Consider the following 14,209-nt stretch of genomic DNA (forward strand, 5'->3'; position numbering starts at 1 on the left):
CGCTGCGTGGACGACGGCGTGTCTCCAGCGTCACGTTCGACGTTCGGGGGGCCGCTGGCGTCACGGTCGACGACGGAGGACGAGGGGGACGTGGTCATGGTTAGTGGATTCCTTCGGCGAGGGGTCCGAGCGCGAGCATCGGGAGGAAGGTGAGCGCGACGAGGATGAGCGTCACCCCGGTCACCATTCCGACGAACTGCGGCCGGTGGGTGGGCAGCGTGCCGACGGACTCGGGCGTACTGCCTTGTGCTGCCAGCGATCCGGCCAGGGCGAGGACGAGGATGATCGGGAGGAAGCGACCGAACAGCATCGCCAGGCCGAGCGCGGTGTCGTACCAGACGGTGTTGACCGAGATGCCCGCGAACGCCGAGCCGTTGTTGTTCGCCGCGGACGTGAAGGCGTATAGGACCTCCGACAGGCCGTGCGGACCGGTGTTGAGCATGCTCGCTCGCTGGCCGGGCATCGCCATGGCGACGGCGGTGCCGGTCAGCACGATCAGCGGGGTGACGAGGAAATAGGCTGCTGCCAGCTTGATCTCGCGCGCGGTGATCTTCTTGCCGAGGTACTCGGGCGTGCGCCCGACCATCAGCCCGGCGACGAACACGGTGATGACCGCGAGGATCAACATGCCGGCCAAGCCGGAACCGACACCGCCAGGGGCGATCTCGCCGAGCTGCATGTTGAACATCGTCATCAGGCCGCCGAGGCTGGTGTACGAGTCGTGGAACGAGTCCACCGCACCGGTCGACGTCAGCGTGGTGGCGCTGGCGAACACCGCGGAGTCCGCCACGCCGAAGCGTTGCTCGACGCCCTCCATCGCCGCTCCGACCGCGGTGGGCACGGTACCGTGCGCCCGGATCTGGAAGAACATCGTGAGCGAGATGCTCACCGTGGCAATGAGACCCATGACGGCCACGATGGCCAGTCCCTGCTTGGTGCTGCCGACCATGCGGCCGAACGTGCGCGGCAGGCTGAACGCGATCACCGACAGCAGGAAGATCTCCACCCAGTTGGTCCACGCCGTCGGGTTCTCGAACGGGTGTGCCGAGTTGACGTTGAAGAAGCCGCCGCCGTTGGTGCCGAGTTCCTTGATCGCCTCCTGGCTGGCCACGGGTCCGCCCGGGATGGTCTGCTGTCCGCCGGCAAGCGTCTCGACGACCTGGGTGTGCAGGGCGAAGTTCTGGATGACGCCGCCGGCGATCAGCACGACGGCGCTGATCGCCGCGAGCGGCAGCAGGATGCGGATGGCTCCGCGCACCAGGTCGACCCAGAAGTTGCCCAACTCATTGCTGCGGCGCCGGGCGAAGCCGCGGACCAAGGCGATCGCCACGGCCATGCCGACGGCGGCGGAGACGAAGTTCTGCACCGTGAGCCCGGCCATCTGCACCAGGTGGCCCTGCGTCGACTCACCTGAGTACGCCTGCCAATTGGTGTTGGTGACGAAGCTGACGGCAGTGTTCCACGCCAGCGCGGGAGTCATCTCGGTGGCCGGATCGTGCAGGTGCAGAGGCAGCTTGCCCTGCACGAGCTGGAAGAGGAATAGGCCGAGAACGCTGACGGCCGAGAACGCGAGCACGCTGCGGGCGTAGGCGCCCCAACCCTGCTCGGCCCGCGGGTCGGCGCCGATGGCGCGGTAGAGGATGCGTTCGACGCGAGTGTGCTGGTCGGAGGTGTAGACCCGGTGCATGTAGTTGCCGAGCGGTACGTGGACGGCGGCCAGCGCGAGGATCAGGGAGGCGAGGAACAGGATCCCCGCGGTCGTGGGAGACACCTAGAACCTCTCGGGGAACAGCAGGGCGGCAACCATGAACGATGCCACTAGGACGGCGAGGACGAGTCCTACGGCGTTGGCGAGGCTCATGACTCCAGAGCCCTCTGGATGACGCCGAGCACCACGAATACCGCGATGGTCAGCACGACGAATGCAAGAACGGCCATGCGCTGAAATTACGACCGCTACGCAGGTCAACCGGCCGCGTTGACGCTTTCTTGACGCCTGCCGAGCAGTCCTTTACGCCGTCCTTGCGCCGCTGTGGGCGCCGTCACGCCAGGCGGTCAGTTGGTGAGGCTGTTGCGGGTGACCGGGAAGTCGAAGTACGTCTCGGGGAAGGTCTCCGGCTTGTAGGTGAAGTGCCACCACTCGTTCTCGTAGTTCTCCAGGCCCTGCTTCTCGAGGCCGTCCTTGAGCAGCAGTCTGTTCTTCAGCTGGTCGCCTTGGATCCGAGGGTCGAGCGTGTGCGACAGGGTGTCGAAGCAGTCGTAGCCGGTCCCGGTGTCGACGCCGTTGTCGGGGAAGCGTTCGGCCCGTGGCGCGGCACAGTCGACCAGGGGCTCGCCGGGGACGTAGGCCCGCGTCGGCTCTGCGGGAAGCGCGACGATGGTGAGGTCCACGGTGCTGCCCCGGCTGTGACCGGACTGCTCGGCGATGTAGCCGTCCCGGAACAGCGTCGACTTGTCGACCCGGGGGTAGAACTCGGATTTCATGCGCTGGTCGTCCAAGTCCCTTGCCCAGGCGACGAAGTCGTTGACGGCGCGCTGGGGGCGGTAGCAGTCGTACACCTTCAGCGTGTAGCCGTCGGCGAGGAATTCCTGCTGTGCGCGGCGGAGGGCTTCGGCGGTGTCGCGGGTCAGCAGACACAGCGGCGCCTCGTAGCCGTCAACGGGGTCGCCGGTGAAGTTGTGCGGTGTGACGTAACGGATGTCCTGCAGAATCGTGGGGTCGACGTCTTCGAGCGCGACGAAGTCCGCTGGCGCGACGGGTTGCGGTTCCGCGTTGGCGGCGGGCATCGGCACGGCGAGGGCCACGGCGAGCACTGCGGCGCAGAGCGACCGGGCCAGGACGCGGGCATTCGGAAGGCTGACCATGTCTGTCTCTATCACGGCGGACGCGGGATCGCTCGGGGAACGAGGGAGGTCACATCGACATCGTGGCGAGGTTCCTCCAGAGATTCCGCAGACTGTCGGTGCCGCCGAACAACGTGGTGAAGTGCGTCGAGTCGACGAGTACGACGTCGCCGGATCGCCGGTCGCTCGGAGGCATCCAGATCAACGCGTTGAACTCCGTGTTGCCCGCGTCGGTGAACGGGTGCGGACGGTGAGGGTCGACCCGTTGGCGGCCCAGAACGTGGAGACGCGATCCCTCGGGTTCGAGAAGTTCGTAGTGCGGTAGGTGCGGATGGAAGTTGAATGTCGTGACGTCGTCGAGCAGGTGTGGTTCGTCGAGGTCTCGGATGGCGTTGAGCGGTGCAATCTCCCGTGTGGCCTCGGCCACTGCGGGCCGCAATCCCCACGTGTTGTGCACCGGTACGTCGAGCGCCTTCATCAGCGATCGGGTGTACGCGCTGAAGCGTTGTTGGCGAGGGACCAGACGATCGCCATGGTGTTCGTATTCGACCTGCCGCTGCGCGTAGTCGTCGGTGAAGCCGACGTCGTGGTGCGGCGCCAGCAGCAGGCAGGTCCCTTCCCGTTCCAGCCACTGGTTGATGGCGGCGATCTCGTCGGGGCTGGCATCCTGCTCGCCGAGGAGATGGTCGAGCCCGAACACCATGAGGGTGTCGGTGTCGGCCAATATTCGCTCGTCGATCGGCTGCCGGTAGCCGGCTTGGTCGATGCGTTGGAACACCGCCACCGAATGGCCGGTGACCGCTTCGGCGACGGCCTGAAAGTCGAGTGTCGAGCGGTGGAAGAGTTCCAGCGTCCCCGCGATGCCTTGCAGGAACGTCGCCGAGTCGTATTCCGGTGTCTCGTAGGCTGGCCACGCGACGTTGCGGACCTCGGTGATGGTGGAGAACCGGTTCTCCATCGAGGCCGGGTCTCGCTGCGCCTCCCACGGGTAGCTCCACGTCCAGTAGATGCTGATTCGTCGACGGCCGTCGTGTCGGCGGGCGACGTGCGCCTGGTTGTAGGTTCGTGCCGGCGTCGGGGTCATGGATCAGTCCCCGAGCGCACAGAGGTAGCGAATCGCCGACAAGCCTGGCAGGAAGAAGTATGCTCCGCCGCGCAGCGTCGTGAAGGCAGGAATGCCCTTGTAGACCTTCCGAATCGGGCGTTTCGGGACGGTGAAGTCCATGGTCTCGTCTTGCATGCCGCCTATGGGGTCGTGCTCGTTTCCGAGTTCGTGAAACGACTCGTCGTTGATCCACACGTTCTGGGCGAACTCGAACTGACGAATCAGGTCGGCGCAGATGATGAAGGCGGCGATGCCGCGATCCTCGCCGTCGTCGGGTGCCCCTTCGGGCAGGGCGGGTCCGTAGGTGGCGCCGCGACGGATCATGCGGCGACGGTTCATGTAGTGCGCGGTGTCGCGCGGGTTGAGCCGCCGGGCATGCGAGCCCAGCGGGCAGGCATACCCGTGCGGATCCATCTTCTCGTAGTTGAAGTCGTTGTTGCGCATCGGGTCCGCACCGAGTTCCGGGTCATCGGCGTCCGGAGCCAGCACCAGCGGGGCGCCGCTGCGCCACCTGCCCATGAACTTCGCCGCGAGCAAATCCTCGTCGTCCGGAGTCTCGGAGTGTTCGCGGAGATAGTCCCTGAAGACCGAAACGTGTTCCCGAAGCTGCCGATAAGCCATGTAGCTTCCGTTTCGCGACAACACCGAGGGCTCCGGTAGGTCGGCGACCGGGCCGTTCTCGTCGGGATAGCCAAGAATGAACTCCCCTGGCTCGAGTGCCGCGCCGGATCCAGGCGTGGGCTCCTCGCCACTGCCCTTCATCACCGGTTGCGACAGTCGGTCCCGGAAGCCGAAGTGGTCGTGGGCGTAGTTGAACGGCGGTGTCGCGTTGAGGTCGAGATGCGAGAGGCTGCGCACGCCGTCAGTGCGCGCCAGCAACTCGTCGTGCGCGGCGATGGATCGAACGCACTGCTCGTCGCTGCGAGAGAACAGGATTGCAATCGCATGCAAGTCGTCCCCCGCGAGGCCACCCACCCATTTCTCCGGCGCATTCGGACCGACGTCGCCGAGGATGCTCGCCCGCGACGGCATGCCCTCGCGGAACGCGGCGGGAAACGTTGCGAGCGAATCCTCTGGCACTCCCAGCGCGCGCAGGCCGTTCCACGTGAACGCCAGCGTGACCCAACGCTCGGATTCGTCCATCGTGGCCGTCGCGTCGTCGGCTGACTGCACCAGATCGGCCAGCGCCGTCAGCCACGCTCTACCGCCGGTCGGCGTATCGAACGTCAGGAATTCGTACCGTCCGGTGATCGCGGGCGTTCGAGTCAGCAGGATGTGCTGAATGTCGTCGAGTTCGAGCATCTATTGCATCTGATCCAGCATGTCGGAGAAGGCTGCCTTCAGCCGCAGCGCCTTCTTGATCTCGTCGGCCGTCACATATGGGTATTCGCCGTATTCGAGGAAGCTCGGGACCTGGTGATCCCGGACGAACTCGATGAACGCGTCGGGGTTCTCCTTCCAGTCCTCGGGGAAGCCCTCCAGATTGGTGAAGACGGTCGTGATTCCCGTGGCGCTGAACAGTTGAACCGCGTCTTCGGTGTACTTGTCGAAATCGGTGTCGAAGATCCCCTGGTACTGGAAGTGCAGGCCGGATCCGACGTCGAACAGAATCCACCGTAGGTAGTGCAATCGCAGCGGAGCCAGAGCGTCGGGGCTGGCGGCGATGGTCTCCTCGATCGTCTTGCCATACGCACGGACGATCTCCTCGCGGCCCTCCTTCACCTTCGCGATGATCGAGAAACCGTGACAGGCAGGGGTTCTCGGATACGTGGGGCCGTACCGACCGCGCTCCAGTTCGAAGTACCCCTCTGGCGGAATGGACATCGCGGCTGGGCGGCTCCAGTCGTTCGAGTTGGCAACCATGTGTCGGCCCTCCTGAAGGACGGAATAGGCGGACGGTAACACCGCCGCAGACGGCAGAATCGCGATTGGACGAGGACGCTGCCGACCGGCTGCCTGGACCATCGTCGTTTGCGTGCCTAATACCGCACCACTGCAAGCATTTTTGGTTGCCGACGCAATCAACGTACGCCGTAGCGATCATGAATTCGTCGTAGTCGGCCCCACTCAGGTCGATGCGGACTACCGTTTTGCGTACGCGGTTCGATCGTGTCTGCGGATTGTCGACTTCGGTGGGCCGACTAGTCCAGGAGGAACAGTGGCACTACTGGTCAAGCGTTGCCTCGGAGTAGGTTTGGCTGCCCTTGCGCTCTTACCCATCAGCGTCGTCGTCACACCACACGCCATGGCCGATTGCGTGCAAGCCGGCAACTCGACGGTGTGCGGACAGGGGACCGTTCGTGGTGGGGGCCCGACGCCACCCTTGGCCGGCCCCGCATACCCGTCCTACTGTGCCGATCCCTGGTACTGCGACGACGGATGGGATGTCGACGTGATCTGGGATCCAGGTCGTCCAGGTCGTCCCGGTGGCGGTGGTGGCGGTGGTGGCGGTGGTGGCATTGGTCCACGTTGAGAACCCATGACATGTCGCTACTGAATCGAAGAGGAGTTCGAAAAATGTTACTCAAGAACACGATTGCCGTCGGTGTCGTCGCCGGGGCGATTCTCGTAGGTACCACAGCTCCCGCTGCCGCGGATCCGCCCAACTGCACGGCTGCCGACTTGGCCGGTGTGATGTCCGGGGTGTCGGCCGGCACGTCGACATATCTGTTCACTCACCCCGATGTCAACGCATTCTTCACCGGCCTCAAGGGGATGCCGCGGGACCAGATGCGCACCGAGATCGAGGCGTACTTCCAGGCAAACCCGCGGGTGAGTGACGAATTGCGGGGGGTCCGACAGGCCGCCGCCGACTTCCGCAATCGCTGCAACGTACCCATGCCAGAGATGCCGATGGGGTAGTGGTTTCGCCTCAAGATTGGTTGCAGCGGTTTAGTGTGATCTTGATCTGACCTATTCGATGACGTGGGGATTGGCATGGAGACTTCGATGAGGCCGTGGTTCACCACGGGTGTGGCGTTGGTCGGCGGGGGCGCCATTGCGTTGGCACCCATTTCGCCGGTGGCGCCGCAGGCACTTTCGGTGCAAGCGCGGACAGCGGCAGTGGCCGCCTCGACCCAATTCGAACTCACTGCGTTCGAGGTGCCGTACATCTTGACGCTGCCGATCGTCCGGCAACAGATTCGCAACTGGGCGGCGAACTGGGCCGTGTACCTAGCCGGGCTGGGCAAGGCCGGCGTAGGTGCGGTGGATTCGCTGCTGGCGATCCCGGGGGTCACGGTCGAGGTCATTCAGGAAGTCCTGGCCTTGAACTTCGTCGGCGCGTTCGACACCATCACGACCGCCATCAGGGATTCGGTCGTGGCCGTCGGGCAACCGCTGCTGGATTCGCTGATCTGGCGCAACCAGAAGTTCTATGCGGTTCAGACGGCGCTCGAAGCCGCAGTGCCGAGGGCATGGATCGACCTCGCCAACGGGTTCCTGGCTGCAGGCAACGTCGTGACGACGTCCCTCATCGTCGGCACGCAGAACCTCATCAGCGCGGTCCTCACCTTCAACCTCGGCAACATCATCGATGCAGCCGTGGAGGGGACCAGGAACTTCTTCGTGGCGCTCGGCGAGGGCGCCGTGGCCATCGTCGACGGCATCGAAGCGGCGCAGTTCGGTATCGCGACGGCCTTGGCGACACCGCCACCGCCATCTCCGTTCGAGACCGCGGCCGTGTCCGACGTCTCGGCGTTGCGCACCCTCTCCACCGACACGACCGTCAGCCTCGCCGGAGGGGCGCAGGACGCGGGCGGCGACACCCTGGTAGCCGAACCGCTCGTCGAGACGGCGCCAGTGGTCGCCGAGGACCCGGTCGTCACGCCGCCCGTGAGCGAGGAGGTCGAAACTCCTGTCGTTCCGGAAGTTCCCGAGGCGCCGCAGGAGCCGACCGGGACCACCCCGTCCGACGACGAGTCCAAGGGCCTCGGCGACGTCGACGTCGAGAAGGAAGCCGAGGACGCCGGGACGAAGGACTCCGGGGTCACGGGTACGGAGCCGAAGGACGCCGAGCCCAAGGACGAGCAGCCCAAGGACGCCACGCCGAAGAACGACACGGGGTCGGCCAATGACGATGCGGGGGAGTCGGACTCGGGCGACGAATAGGTCAGCCGGGGTAGTCGGGTAGCTGAACGCCGTCGACTGACACCCTGCTGAACCGCTTCCCGAACACGTTCATCACTGTCTTGCCGGCAGGACTCGTCATCACTCGAGCGCCGTTGTGCAGCAGTCGGATGCCGGCGCGGGTCTGTGGGCTGGCACGTCGGAGCGTCTTCATTTGAATGGGTGGGGTGAAGTCGACGATCTTCGAGCGCATGAAGCCCTCGTATCGCGTGAGGGCGGCGTGGACGTCGTCGTCGCGGGACAACTCACCGGCGAGGACGTACGCGCCAATCAGCGCCATGCTGGTGCCCACGCCGCCGAAGGTCGCATTGCAGAAGGCGGAGTCGCCGAGCAGGGCGATGCGCCCGTTGCTCCACGTCGTCGTGCTCACCTGCCCGACGGACGAGAAGTACAGCGGCGCACCGTTGTCGAGTGCTGCGAGTATGCGCGGTGCCGCGCCGCCGACGTCGGCGAACGTCCGCTGCAGGATGGTCACCTGATCGGCGAGGCCGAGTGTCTCCAGGCCGCGCACGTCGGAGATGAACGTCAGCAGCGCTCGGATGGTCCCGAGGTTGTCCGGACGGGTGTGCACCGCGCGCGAGCCTGGGACGTGCTGCCAGTTCCACCACTGATCGTCGTCCGGCAGACGGGGGATGGTGACGTACGCGAAGTACATCCCGAGATCGTTGACGTCGGCGGTCGTGACGTACCGGCGCGAGCGTGAGCGCAGCCCTTCGGCGATCACGACGAGGTCGGCGTCGAGTGTGGTTCCGTCGTTCAGGTCGACGGTCACGCGGTTCCCGTGGTGGGTGACGTCCGCGATCTCGGTGCTGAAGCGGTAGTCGGTGGCCGCGCGGGTGTGATCGATGAGGATGCGCGACAGCTCGCCTCGGAGGATCTCCAATTCGGCAGTGGGACCGTCTGTCTCGCCAGGTGCACCGAGAGGGAAGGAGGCCTTCGGTACGCCGTTCTCGTCGAGGAAGCGCATCCCGATCTCGCCGGTGCCCGCCTTGCGAACGTCGCCGTCGATGCCCATCCGGCGCACGACCTCGCGCGCGGCGCCACGAACGTCGACGTTCTGGCCCTCGTCGCGACGCTCGGGGAAGCGTTCGACGACGGTGGTTCGCCAGCCTCGCCCGGCGAGTTGATGGGCGAGGGCGGGTCCGGCGATGCCGGCCCCGGAGATCACGGCATGGCGAGTCACGCGCGTCGGTGTCCTTTCGGCGAACGTGGCGTGTTCGCATTTCTCGACTGGGTAGCTAGATTAACGTAATACACGTCGACTGAGAGAGTTGTGACCGGGAGGTGACGTCGTGCACGAGCGAGACGAGTCGGGCCACTGGCTGGCCGGCTTGAGCGAGCCCATGCTGTCCCTGCGGACGTTCCTCGCTGCTCATGACGACATGCAGCGGCGCCAGGCCAGGACGATGGGGATCAACGCCACGGACATGCAGGCGCTTCGGCTGCTCGACCTGCACGGGCCGCTCGGCCCCACCGAACTGGGCCGCCGGCTGGGCTTGCGGTCAGCGTCGGTGACCGTGCTGCTCGATCGTTTAGAGGCCAGCGGTTACGTCGAACGGGTGCGTGACGACCGTGATCGACGGAGGGTGACGGTACGCGCGCTGCCTGATGCGCTCGAGCTGCTCTTCGACACGTGGGCGCCGGTGGTTCGCGCCCTCGACGACGTCGGCCACGGCTTGACGCCCTCGCAGCAGAAGGCGGTGTGCGCGTACCTCGACGGGTTGGCCGCGGTGCTGGAGAGGGCCGGTGACTAGTTTCCGCCGAACGTTGGTTACCGCCACGGTCTGGCCCGGAAACCGTTGCTCGACGCGACACTCGGCGACGGGTGCGCCGGGGTTGGTAGCGTCGCCTCCCAGTAACGCCCCCATAGCCCAATTGGCAGAGGCAGCGGACTTAAAATCCGCCAAGTGTCGGTTCGAGTCCGACTGGGGGCACGTATTGCCGCAGCTCAGCGCGCGATCACGACTGCGGCGCACTCGCGAGGCGAGTTCGCGTGTGCACTGCGTGTGCAACCCTGCGGGGGTCAGTGCCGGGGGAGGGGCCATCCAGCAAACGCGGTTGTGGCCTCAAAGGTGCGAACTGTCGTCAGCGGGTTGTCTAGGCTCTCGGCATGTTGAGCAGAGCCGTACTCGCTGCCTTTCTCATGTTCGCGCTCGGCGGGTGCAGCAGCTCCCCGTCGACCGACAACGCAAGCGGGAGCCAGAGTGACGCCGCCACGTCATCGACGGCACCAGCGGCACCGACAAAACCAGAAGGACAACCGAAGACGCTAGAAGCCGCGACCGCAGCTGAGCAGGAAAACGCTGACCGCTACTCATCCGGCGACTTCGCAGGGCAATGGCTGCTCTACAGCAAGCAGCTTCGCGACGCGATCAGCCAAGAAGACTACGTCCGCTTCGCCGAGCGGTGTGTCGAAGAACTTGGTATAGGCGACGGCATGACCCTGCAAGTCGAGGGCGTACGCATGGAAGGCGACTCGAAGGCGATCGTCCGCGTTGGAGTGCTCGGCCTCGTAAAGAAGTCCCGCACAATGGTGTACGAGGACGGGCAGTGGCTCCAGGAGCCGACGAACGAGTTAACCGACTACTTCGGTCTACCAGTCGATGAATGGAAATGCTGATCCCGTGGGGAACAAGCCGCGACGCCGTGGCCGTTGACGGCTGGCAAGGAGGTGCGCCATGTCCCGTCTCGCCCCAGTTCGCGAGTTGACCGCAGCCGAGCGCGTCGCGGAGCTGCGCGCAGCGATGGCTTTCGCCCTGGCGCGCATCGACCGCGACGGCTCGGTCACGTCGTGCACTGGGCTCAGTGATGACGTGGAGGCCGCGCTGTACCGCTACGCCCGCACCCGCACCCGCACGCCCGCCGCCCTGGCCGACGTGCACGCCGCAGCCGAGCGCAGGATCGCGGGCCAGCTCGGCGGCTGACCGCGTCGGCGTGGTGCCGCTGCGCGTCGGGGGCTGCACATAGTCTGGGGCGCGTGGTGAGACAACGTTTGTCCCAGAGAATGACCGGAGCGGGCCCAGACGGCCCATACGAGGGCGTTCCAGTACACCTTCGCCCAGGACTCGTTCACTGGTGGCGGGAAATTGCCACGACGGGAACCGCTGGATTCTTCGGCAATGAGCGGCCTCTTCGCGCCCTCATCGCACTCATACGCGCCGACATCAACCCCGGTTGGCATGCCAGCAAGACCGGTGAAGCCCTTATCTCCGCCGCCATCTCCGACGATGAACTCTTCCTAGACATGGTGGACGGGACACTCGGCATCTACAACGTTGGCGGCGGAAGCAAAGCCGCTCTACGGCAACTGCTCAGCGTGAGTGGTTCCGTATGGACCGTCGCCGATGATGGCTCCTCGCTGACCCGTGTTGTCAGCGATCAGGCTCAAGCCACTTTCGACTCCGCGACCGCAACAGCCGACGAAGCCACGAACGACCTCCGGGAGGCTTGGTCGAATGCCTTCGGTAAAAACGGCGACCCCTCGGACGCATGGGATCACGCCATCAAGGCTGTCGAGCACGTACTTATCCGCGAGGTTATGCCCAATAATCTCTCCGCCACACTGGGTCAGGTTTTGGGCGAATTGGGCGGCCCGAACTCGGGAAACTGGAAGTTGATCTTGCCCGGCAGTGATCAATCTCAAGACGTTGCGCCGCTCGTCGCGATGCTGCGTCTGCTGTGGCCTAACCACGACCGGCACGGCGGCACCGCGCCGAAGCGCGCGCCTTCCGACGAAGAGGCTCGCGCCGTCGTCACGCTCGCCGCGACGATCGTCCAGTGGCACCGTGAGGGTTGGGTCGTGCAGAAGCGGTGAGCTGAGAGCCGCTGACCGCCACATCGCGGGCCAGCTCGACTGCCGAACGCCCGACACGACACCGGGACACGCCGGGCTTGTCAGAGGTAGCTGGGACAATGGCGGAATGTCTCCAACAGAACGCGTGTGGACACCGCACGGAACAGACCCCGCCGTCGTCGTGCAGTGGCTCGCCGAGAACAGTCCCGGCGACCGATGGACGGCCCGCGCCCTATTCGTACCGAACAAGAATCACTTCGCCGCGCAGCCGGAAGCCGTCGTGAGCTACGGCGCGAACGGCAACATCGGGACGAACAAGAGCCCTGGCGTCACTCGCGGTGGTTCGGTGCTGGCGCACGCACCAGACCTCCAACTGCTCGGTCACGCGGAGCAGGCCGCAGACGGTCAATTGCTCGGCGTCACCGCGTGGCCGGGTGACGAAATACCGGGTTGGGCAGCGGCGACGAACGCACTGAATCTTGCGACCGGCGAGCGTGGACCTGAGGTGCCTGCCGAAATCGCAACGGCGCTAGACGATTTGCACGATGCTGGTTACAACGGCTATCACAGCAGAGGTGCGTTCTACAAAGCCAAGTTCGAGCCGCCGGTCAGAATATTGGTCGATGCGGGTTACAGCTACGGCTTCGTCGCCGGGTACCTGCTCGCTCTCGGTGCGCCAGCGGGACGGCTCGGTGACGCACTGAAGAATATCTATCAGTAGCCCAAACCCCAGCTACATGAAGCGGGTGACGGCGGCACCGTCCCTCGCAATCGGGTTTCCACGGTGCCGCCGCCACGCCGTTGGCCGGCAGTGCCGGGGCCGCAACCAACGTCCAGCACTGCCCGCCGGTCTAGGGGGCGATGCGCTTGCCGGGGGTTCCGGACTGCCTGCCTGCCGTCACGCCGATACCGGGCGACAGAGGTCGATGCGGCCCGCCGTCAGCAGGGCCGACACCTCTGCGGGCCAACCGTTCCTGATGCCCCGGCTTCCGGTAGTCCCACCCGATCCCGCCGCCGCGACCGACGCCGAACTCGCTGTCCTCGACGGCCTCGAACGGGTTGCGGACACCGGGCACCCGAGAGGGCGCGGTGTCGGGCTCGCAGTAGGGGAAGCCGCCGCCCTCGCTATCGGGCATCAGATCGCGATCGTCGGCGCGGTGTAGGTCGGGTCCGTCGTCACCTGAAGCACCGAGGCCGCGCCCCGATGACGAACGCCGACGCCAAACGCACGGACAAAGAACGTGTCCTGGATGGGATGTGGGTGACCGCCTGGGATTACTCGAAGGCCTTGCCAAGCAGGGTCGACGTGTGATCTCACGCCAATTACGTTGTCGGGGTGGTCGATTCCGCCGCTGGCAGCGACTGCTACGTACCCGGCGGGCACGTAGTTCGACTCGATCAACCACGCCTTCCCATACGCGCCTTGAATCTTCAGGCCGGTCGCGGCGTGCTCGGCGGGCGGGATGGCCCCGTGGATGTTCTCGGCGCTGATCCACGCGGGCGCATTGCTCGACGGCACGAAGTCCCACTTCGCCTTCGGCCCGCCAGGGCGCGACTCGACGCCAGCGCGCCAGCCCTGGATGGATTCGCCTTCGGTCGGGTTCGCGAGAATGATCAACTGGCTGCCGGGGCGGGTGCCGTAGCCCTTGACGGTCAATTCGTTGATCTGATTCTCGATGTCTTGAGCATCGAGCAGGTTTGCACCGCTGGGATGGTAATGCGTTGCAGAAGAATCGAATTCGATGCCCATGTGCGGCGGCGGGGCGAGGCCGTCCGTGCCGTTCCACAGGCCGTAGACGGTCGACCGCTCGGGGCTAAGCCACGGCGACGGGTCGAACAGCCGCCGCATCACCATTCCGTTGACGAGCCGGTTATCGGAGTCGAGTACCAACCTGACAGAGTTGCGCACCTGCTCGGATGTCATGGCGCGCAATGCTTGCCAGGTGAAACTGGTGCGCAGGTCGTAATCCTTGAGGCCAAAAGACAGAACGAGCACGTTCGGAGGTGGATTCGAAGCGCGGCTGATGCCGAACTCCGAACTTTCTTCGAACGAGGCCGCAGCGATGCCCTGGCTCACGGCCTCCCCGGCGGCGACCGTGTTGTACGTGAGCAGCGAGGAAACGCTGGTACGTTCGGCGTTCCACACTTCGAGTAGGTCCGCGATCTCAGACCAGATCGTCATGTAATCCACGCCATCGGCGGTCCGCCGCACAAGGGCGTCGGCCTTCACTCCGGTACCGGCCACGGTCTTCTCCATCCTGTCGAGTTGGCTCGACCGTACCTCCGCCATCCCAACGATGCATTCGACGAAGCACCAATGTGGTTACCTTGCAGCATCT

At 65.3% G+C, this 14,209-nt stretch carries 16 protein-coding genes and 1 tRNA gene; 8 read left to right on the forward strand and 9 right to left on the reverse strand.

Going from position 1 to position 14,209, the window contains the following annotated elements; translation table 11 throughout:
• Positions 1–100: 100 nt before the first annotated feature.
• The 6 genes from kdpA to LOK44_RS09050 form a co-directional block, all read right to left on the reverse strand.
• Positions 101–1,771, reverse strand: coding sequence for a potassium-transporting ATPase subunit KdpA (gene kdpA / locus LOK44_RS09025; RefSeq protein ID WP_237569629.1), 1,671 nt, complete (start codon positions 1,769–1,771; stop codon positions 101–103).
• Positions 1,772–1,861, reverse strand: coding sequence for a potassium-transporting ATPase subunit F (locus LOK44_RS09030; protein ID WP_163923085.1), 90 nt, complete (start codon positions 1,859–1,861; stop codon positions 1,772–1,774).
• A gap of 194 nt (positions 1,862–2,055) precedes the next feature.
• Positions 2,056–2,865, reverse strand: a complete 810-nt coding sequence (locus tag LOK44_RS09035; protein WP_237569630.1) for a M15 family metallopeptidase — start codon at positions 2,863–2,865, stop codon at positions 2,056–2,058.
• Between the two features lie 49 nt (positions 2,866–2,914).
• Positions 2,915–3,928 carry a hypothetical protein gene (locus tag LOK44_RS09040; RefSeq protein WP_237569631.1) on the reverse strand — a complete coding sequence of 338 codons (1,014 nt, stop codon included), beginning with the start codon at positions 3,926–3,928 and terminating at the stop codon, positions 2,915–2,917.
• 3 nt (positions 3,929–3,931) lie between these two features.
• Positions 3,932–5,251, reverse strand: coding sequence for a Dyp-type peroxidase (locus tag LOK44_RS09045; protein WP_237569632.1), 1,320 nt, complete (start codon positions 5,249–5,251; stop codon positions 3,932–3,934).
• Complete coding sequence (locus LOK44_RS09050; RefSeq protein WP_237569633.1) at positions 5,252–5,812, reverse strand: hypothetical protein; 561 nt, start codon at positions 5,810–5,812, stop codon at positions 5,252–5,254.
• A gap of 621 nt (positions 5,813–6,433) precedes the next feature.
• On the opposite strand from LOK44_RS09050, the gene LOK44_RS09060 reads away from it, so the two are divergent.
• Complete coding sequence (locus LOK44_RS09060; protein WP_237569634.1) at positions 6,434–6,811, forward strand: heme-binding protein; 378 nt, start codon at positions 6,434–6,436, stop codon at positions 6,809–6,811.
• Positions 6,812–6,898: 87 nt separating this feature from the next.
• On the forward strand, positions 6,899–8,059 hold the full coding sequence (locus LOK44_RS09065; protein ID WP_237569635.1) for a hypothetical protein: 1,161 nt from the start codon (positions 6,899–6,901) through the stop codon (positions 8,057–8,059).
• Between the two features lies 1 nt (position 8,060).
• Here LOK44_RS09065 and LOK44_RS09070 read toward each other — a convergent pair whose 3' ends face one another.
• Positions 8,061–9,260: an FAD-dependent monooxygenase gene (locus LOK44_RS09070; protein WP_237569636.1), complete on the reverse strand. Its 1,200-nt coding sequence runs from the start codon at positions 9,258–9,260 to the stop codon at positions 8,061–8,063.
• A 109-nt stretch (positions 9,261–9,369) separates the two neighbouring features.
• Here LOK44_RS09070 and LOK44_RS09075 point away from each other — a divergent pair, with 109 nt between their 5' ends.
• From LOK44_RS09075 to LOK44_RS09100, 6 genes are all read left to right on the forward strand, one after another.
• Complete coding sequence (locus LOK44_RS09075; protein WP_237569637.1) at positions 9,370–9,831, forward strand: MarR family winged helix-turn-helix transcriptional regulator; 462 nt, start codon at positions 9,370–9,372, stop codon at positions 9,829–9,831.
• A 106-nt stretch (positions 9,832–9,937) separates the two neighbouring features.
• Positions 9,938–10,011: transfer RNA gene (locus LOK44_RS09080), tRNA-Leu, on the forward strand.
• 176 nt (positions 10,012–10,187) lie between these two features.
• Positions 10,188–10,697: a hypothetical protein gene (locus LOK44_RS09085; RefSeq protein WP_237569638.1), complete on the forward strand. Its 510-nt coding sequence runs from the start codon at positions 10,188–10,190 to the stop codon at positions 10,695–10,697.
• Positions 10,698–10,755: 58 nt separating this feature from the next.
• Positions 10,756–11,001: a hypothetical protein gene (locus LOK44_RS09090; protein ID WP_237569639.1), complete on the forward strand. Its 246-nt coding sequence runs from the start codon at positions 10,756–10,758 to the stop codon at positions 10,999–11,001.
• An 80-nt stretch (positions 11,002–11,081) separates the two neighbouring features.
• Positions 11,082–11,891, forward strand: a complete 810-nt coding sequence (locus LOK44_RS09095) for a hypothetical protein (RefSeq protein ID WP_237569640.1) — start codon at positions 11,082–11,084, stop codon at positions 11,889–11,891.
• Between the two features lie 160 nt (positions 11,892–12,051).
• Complete coding sequence (locus LOK44_RS09100) at positions 12,052–12,591, forward strand: hypothetical protein (protein WP_237569641.1); 540 nt, start codon at positions 12,052–12,054, stop codon at positions 12,589–12,591.
• 130 nt (positions 12,592–12,721) lie between these two features.
• Here the strand turns inward: LOK44_RS09100 and LOK44_RS09105 are convergent, their stop codons facing one another.
• Both LOK44_RS09105 and LOK44_RS09110 read right to left on the reverse strand, forming a co-directional pair.
• Positions 12,722–13,006, reverse strand: a complete 285-nt coding sequence (locus tag LOK44_RS09105) for a hypothetical protein (protein ID WP_237569642.1) — start codon at positions 13,004–13,006, stop codon at positions 12,722–12,724.
• On the reverse strand, positions 13,006–14,127 hold the full coding sequence (locus LOK44_RS09110; protein ID WP_237569643.1) for a hypothetical protein: 1,122 nt from the start codon (positions 14,125–14,127) through the stop codon (positions 13,006–13,008). Before LOK44_RS09110 ends, LOK44_RS09105 begins: the two co-directional genes overlap by 1 nt.
• Between the last annotated feature and the right edge of the window lie 82 nt (positions 14,128–14,209).

The sequence above is a fragment of the Mycolicibacterium lacusdiani genome (genome assembly GCF_021916785.1).
Lineage (GTDB): Bacteria > Actinomycetota > Actinomycetes > Mycobacteriales > Mycobacteriaceae > Mycobacterium > Mycobacterium lacusdiani.

Excerpts from the sequence above, each read along its gene's own strand:
- LOK44_RS09085 (WP_237569638.1), top strand. The coding sequence starts at position 10,188 with ATGTTGAGCAGAGCCGTACTCGCTGCCTTTCTCATGTTCGCGCTCGGC.
- LOK44_RS09035 (WP_237569630.1), bottom strand. The coding sequence starts at position 2,865 with ATGGTCAGCCTTCCGAATGCCCGCGTCCTGGCCCGGTCGCTCTGCGCC.
- LOK44_RS09090 (WP_237569639.1), top strand. The coding sequence starts at position 10,756 with ATGTCCCGTCTCGCCCCAGTTCGCGAGTTGACCGCAGCCGAGCGCGTC.
- LOK44_RS09030 (WP_163923085.1), bottom strand. The coding sequence starts at position 1,861 with ATGAGCCTCGCCAACGCCGTAGGACTCGTCCTCGCCGTCCTAGTGGCA.
- LOK44_RS09095 (WP_237569640.1), top strand. The coding sequence starts at position 11,082 with ATGACCGGAGCGGGCCCAGACGGCCCATACGAGGGCGTTCCAGTACAC.
- LOK44_RS09045 (WP_237569632.1), bottom strand. The coding sequence starts at position 5,251 with ATGCTCGAACTCGACGACATTCAGCACATCCTGCTGACTCGAACGCCC.
- LOK44_RS09040 (WP_237569631.1), bottom strand. The coding sequence starts at position 3,928 with ATGACCCCGACGCCGGCACGAACCTACAACCAGGCGCACGTCGCCCGC.
- LOK44_RS09105 (WP_237569642.1), bottom strand. The coding sequence starts at position 13,006 with ATGCCCGATAGCGAGGGCGGCGGCTTCCCCTACTGCGAGCCCGACACC.
- LOK44_RS09065 (WP_237569635.1), top strand. The coding sequence starts at position 6,899 with ATGAGGCCGTGGTTCACCACGGGTGTGGCGTTGGTCGGCGGGGGCGCC.
- LOK44_RS09110 (WP_237569643.1), bottom strand. The coding sequence starts at position 14,127 with ATGGAGAAGACCGTGGCCGGTACCGGAGTGAAGGCCGACGCCCTTGTG.
- LOK44_RS09050 (WP_237569633.1), bottom strand. The coding sequence starts at position 5,812 with ATGGTTGCCAACTCGAACGACTGGAGCCGCCCAGCCGCGATGTCCATT.
- LOK44_RS09060 (WP_237569634.1), top strand. The coding sequence starts at position 6,434 with ATGTCGCTACTGAATCGAAGAGGAGTTCGAAAAATGTTACTCAAGAAC.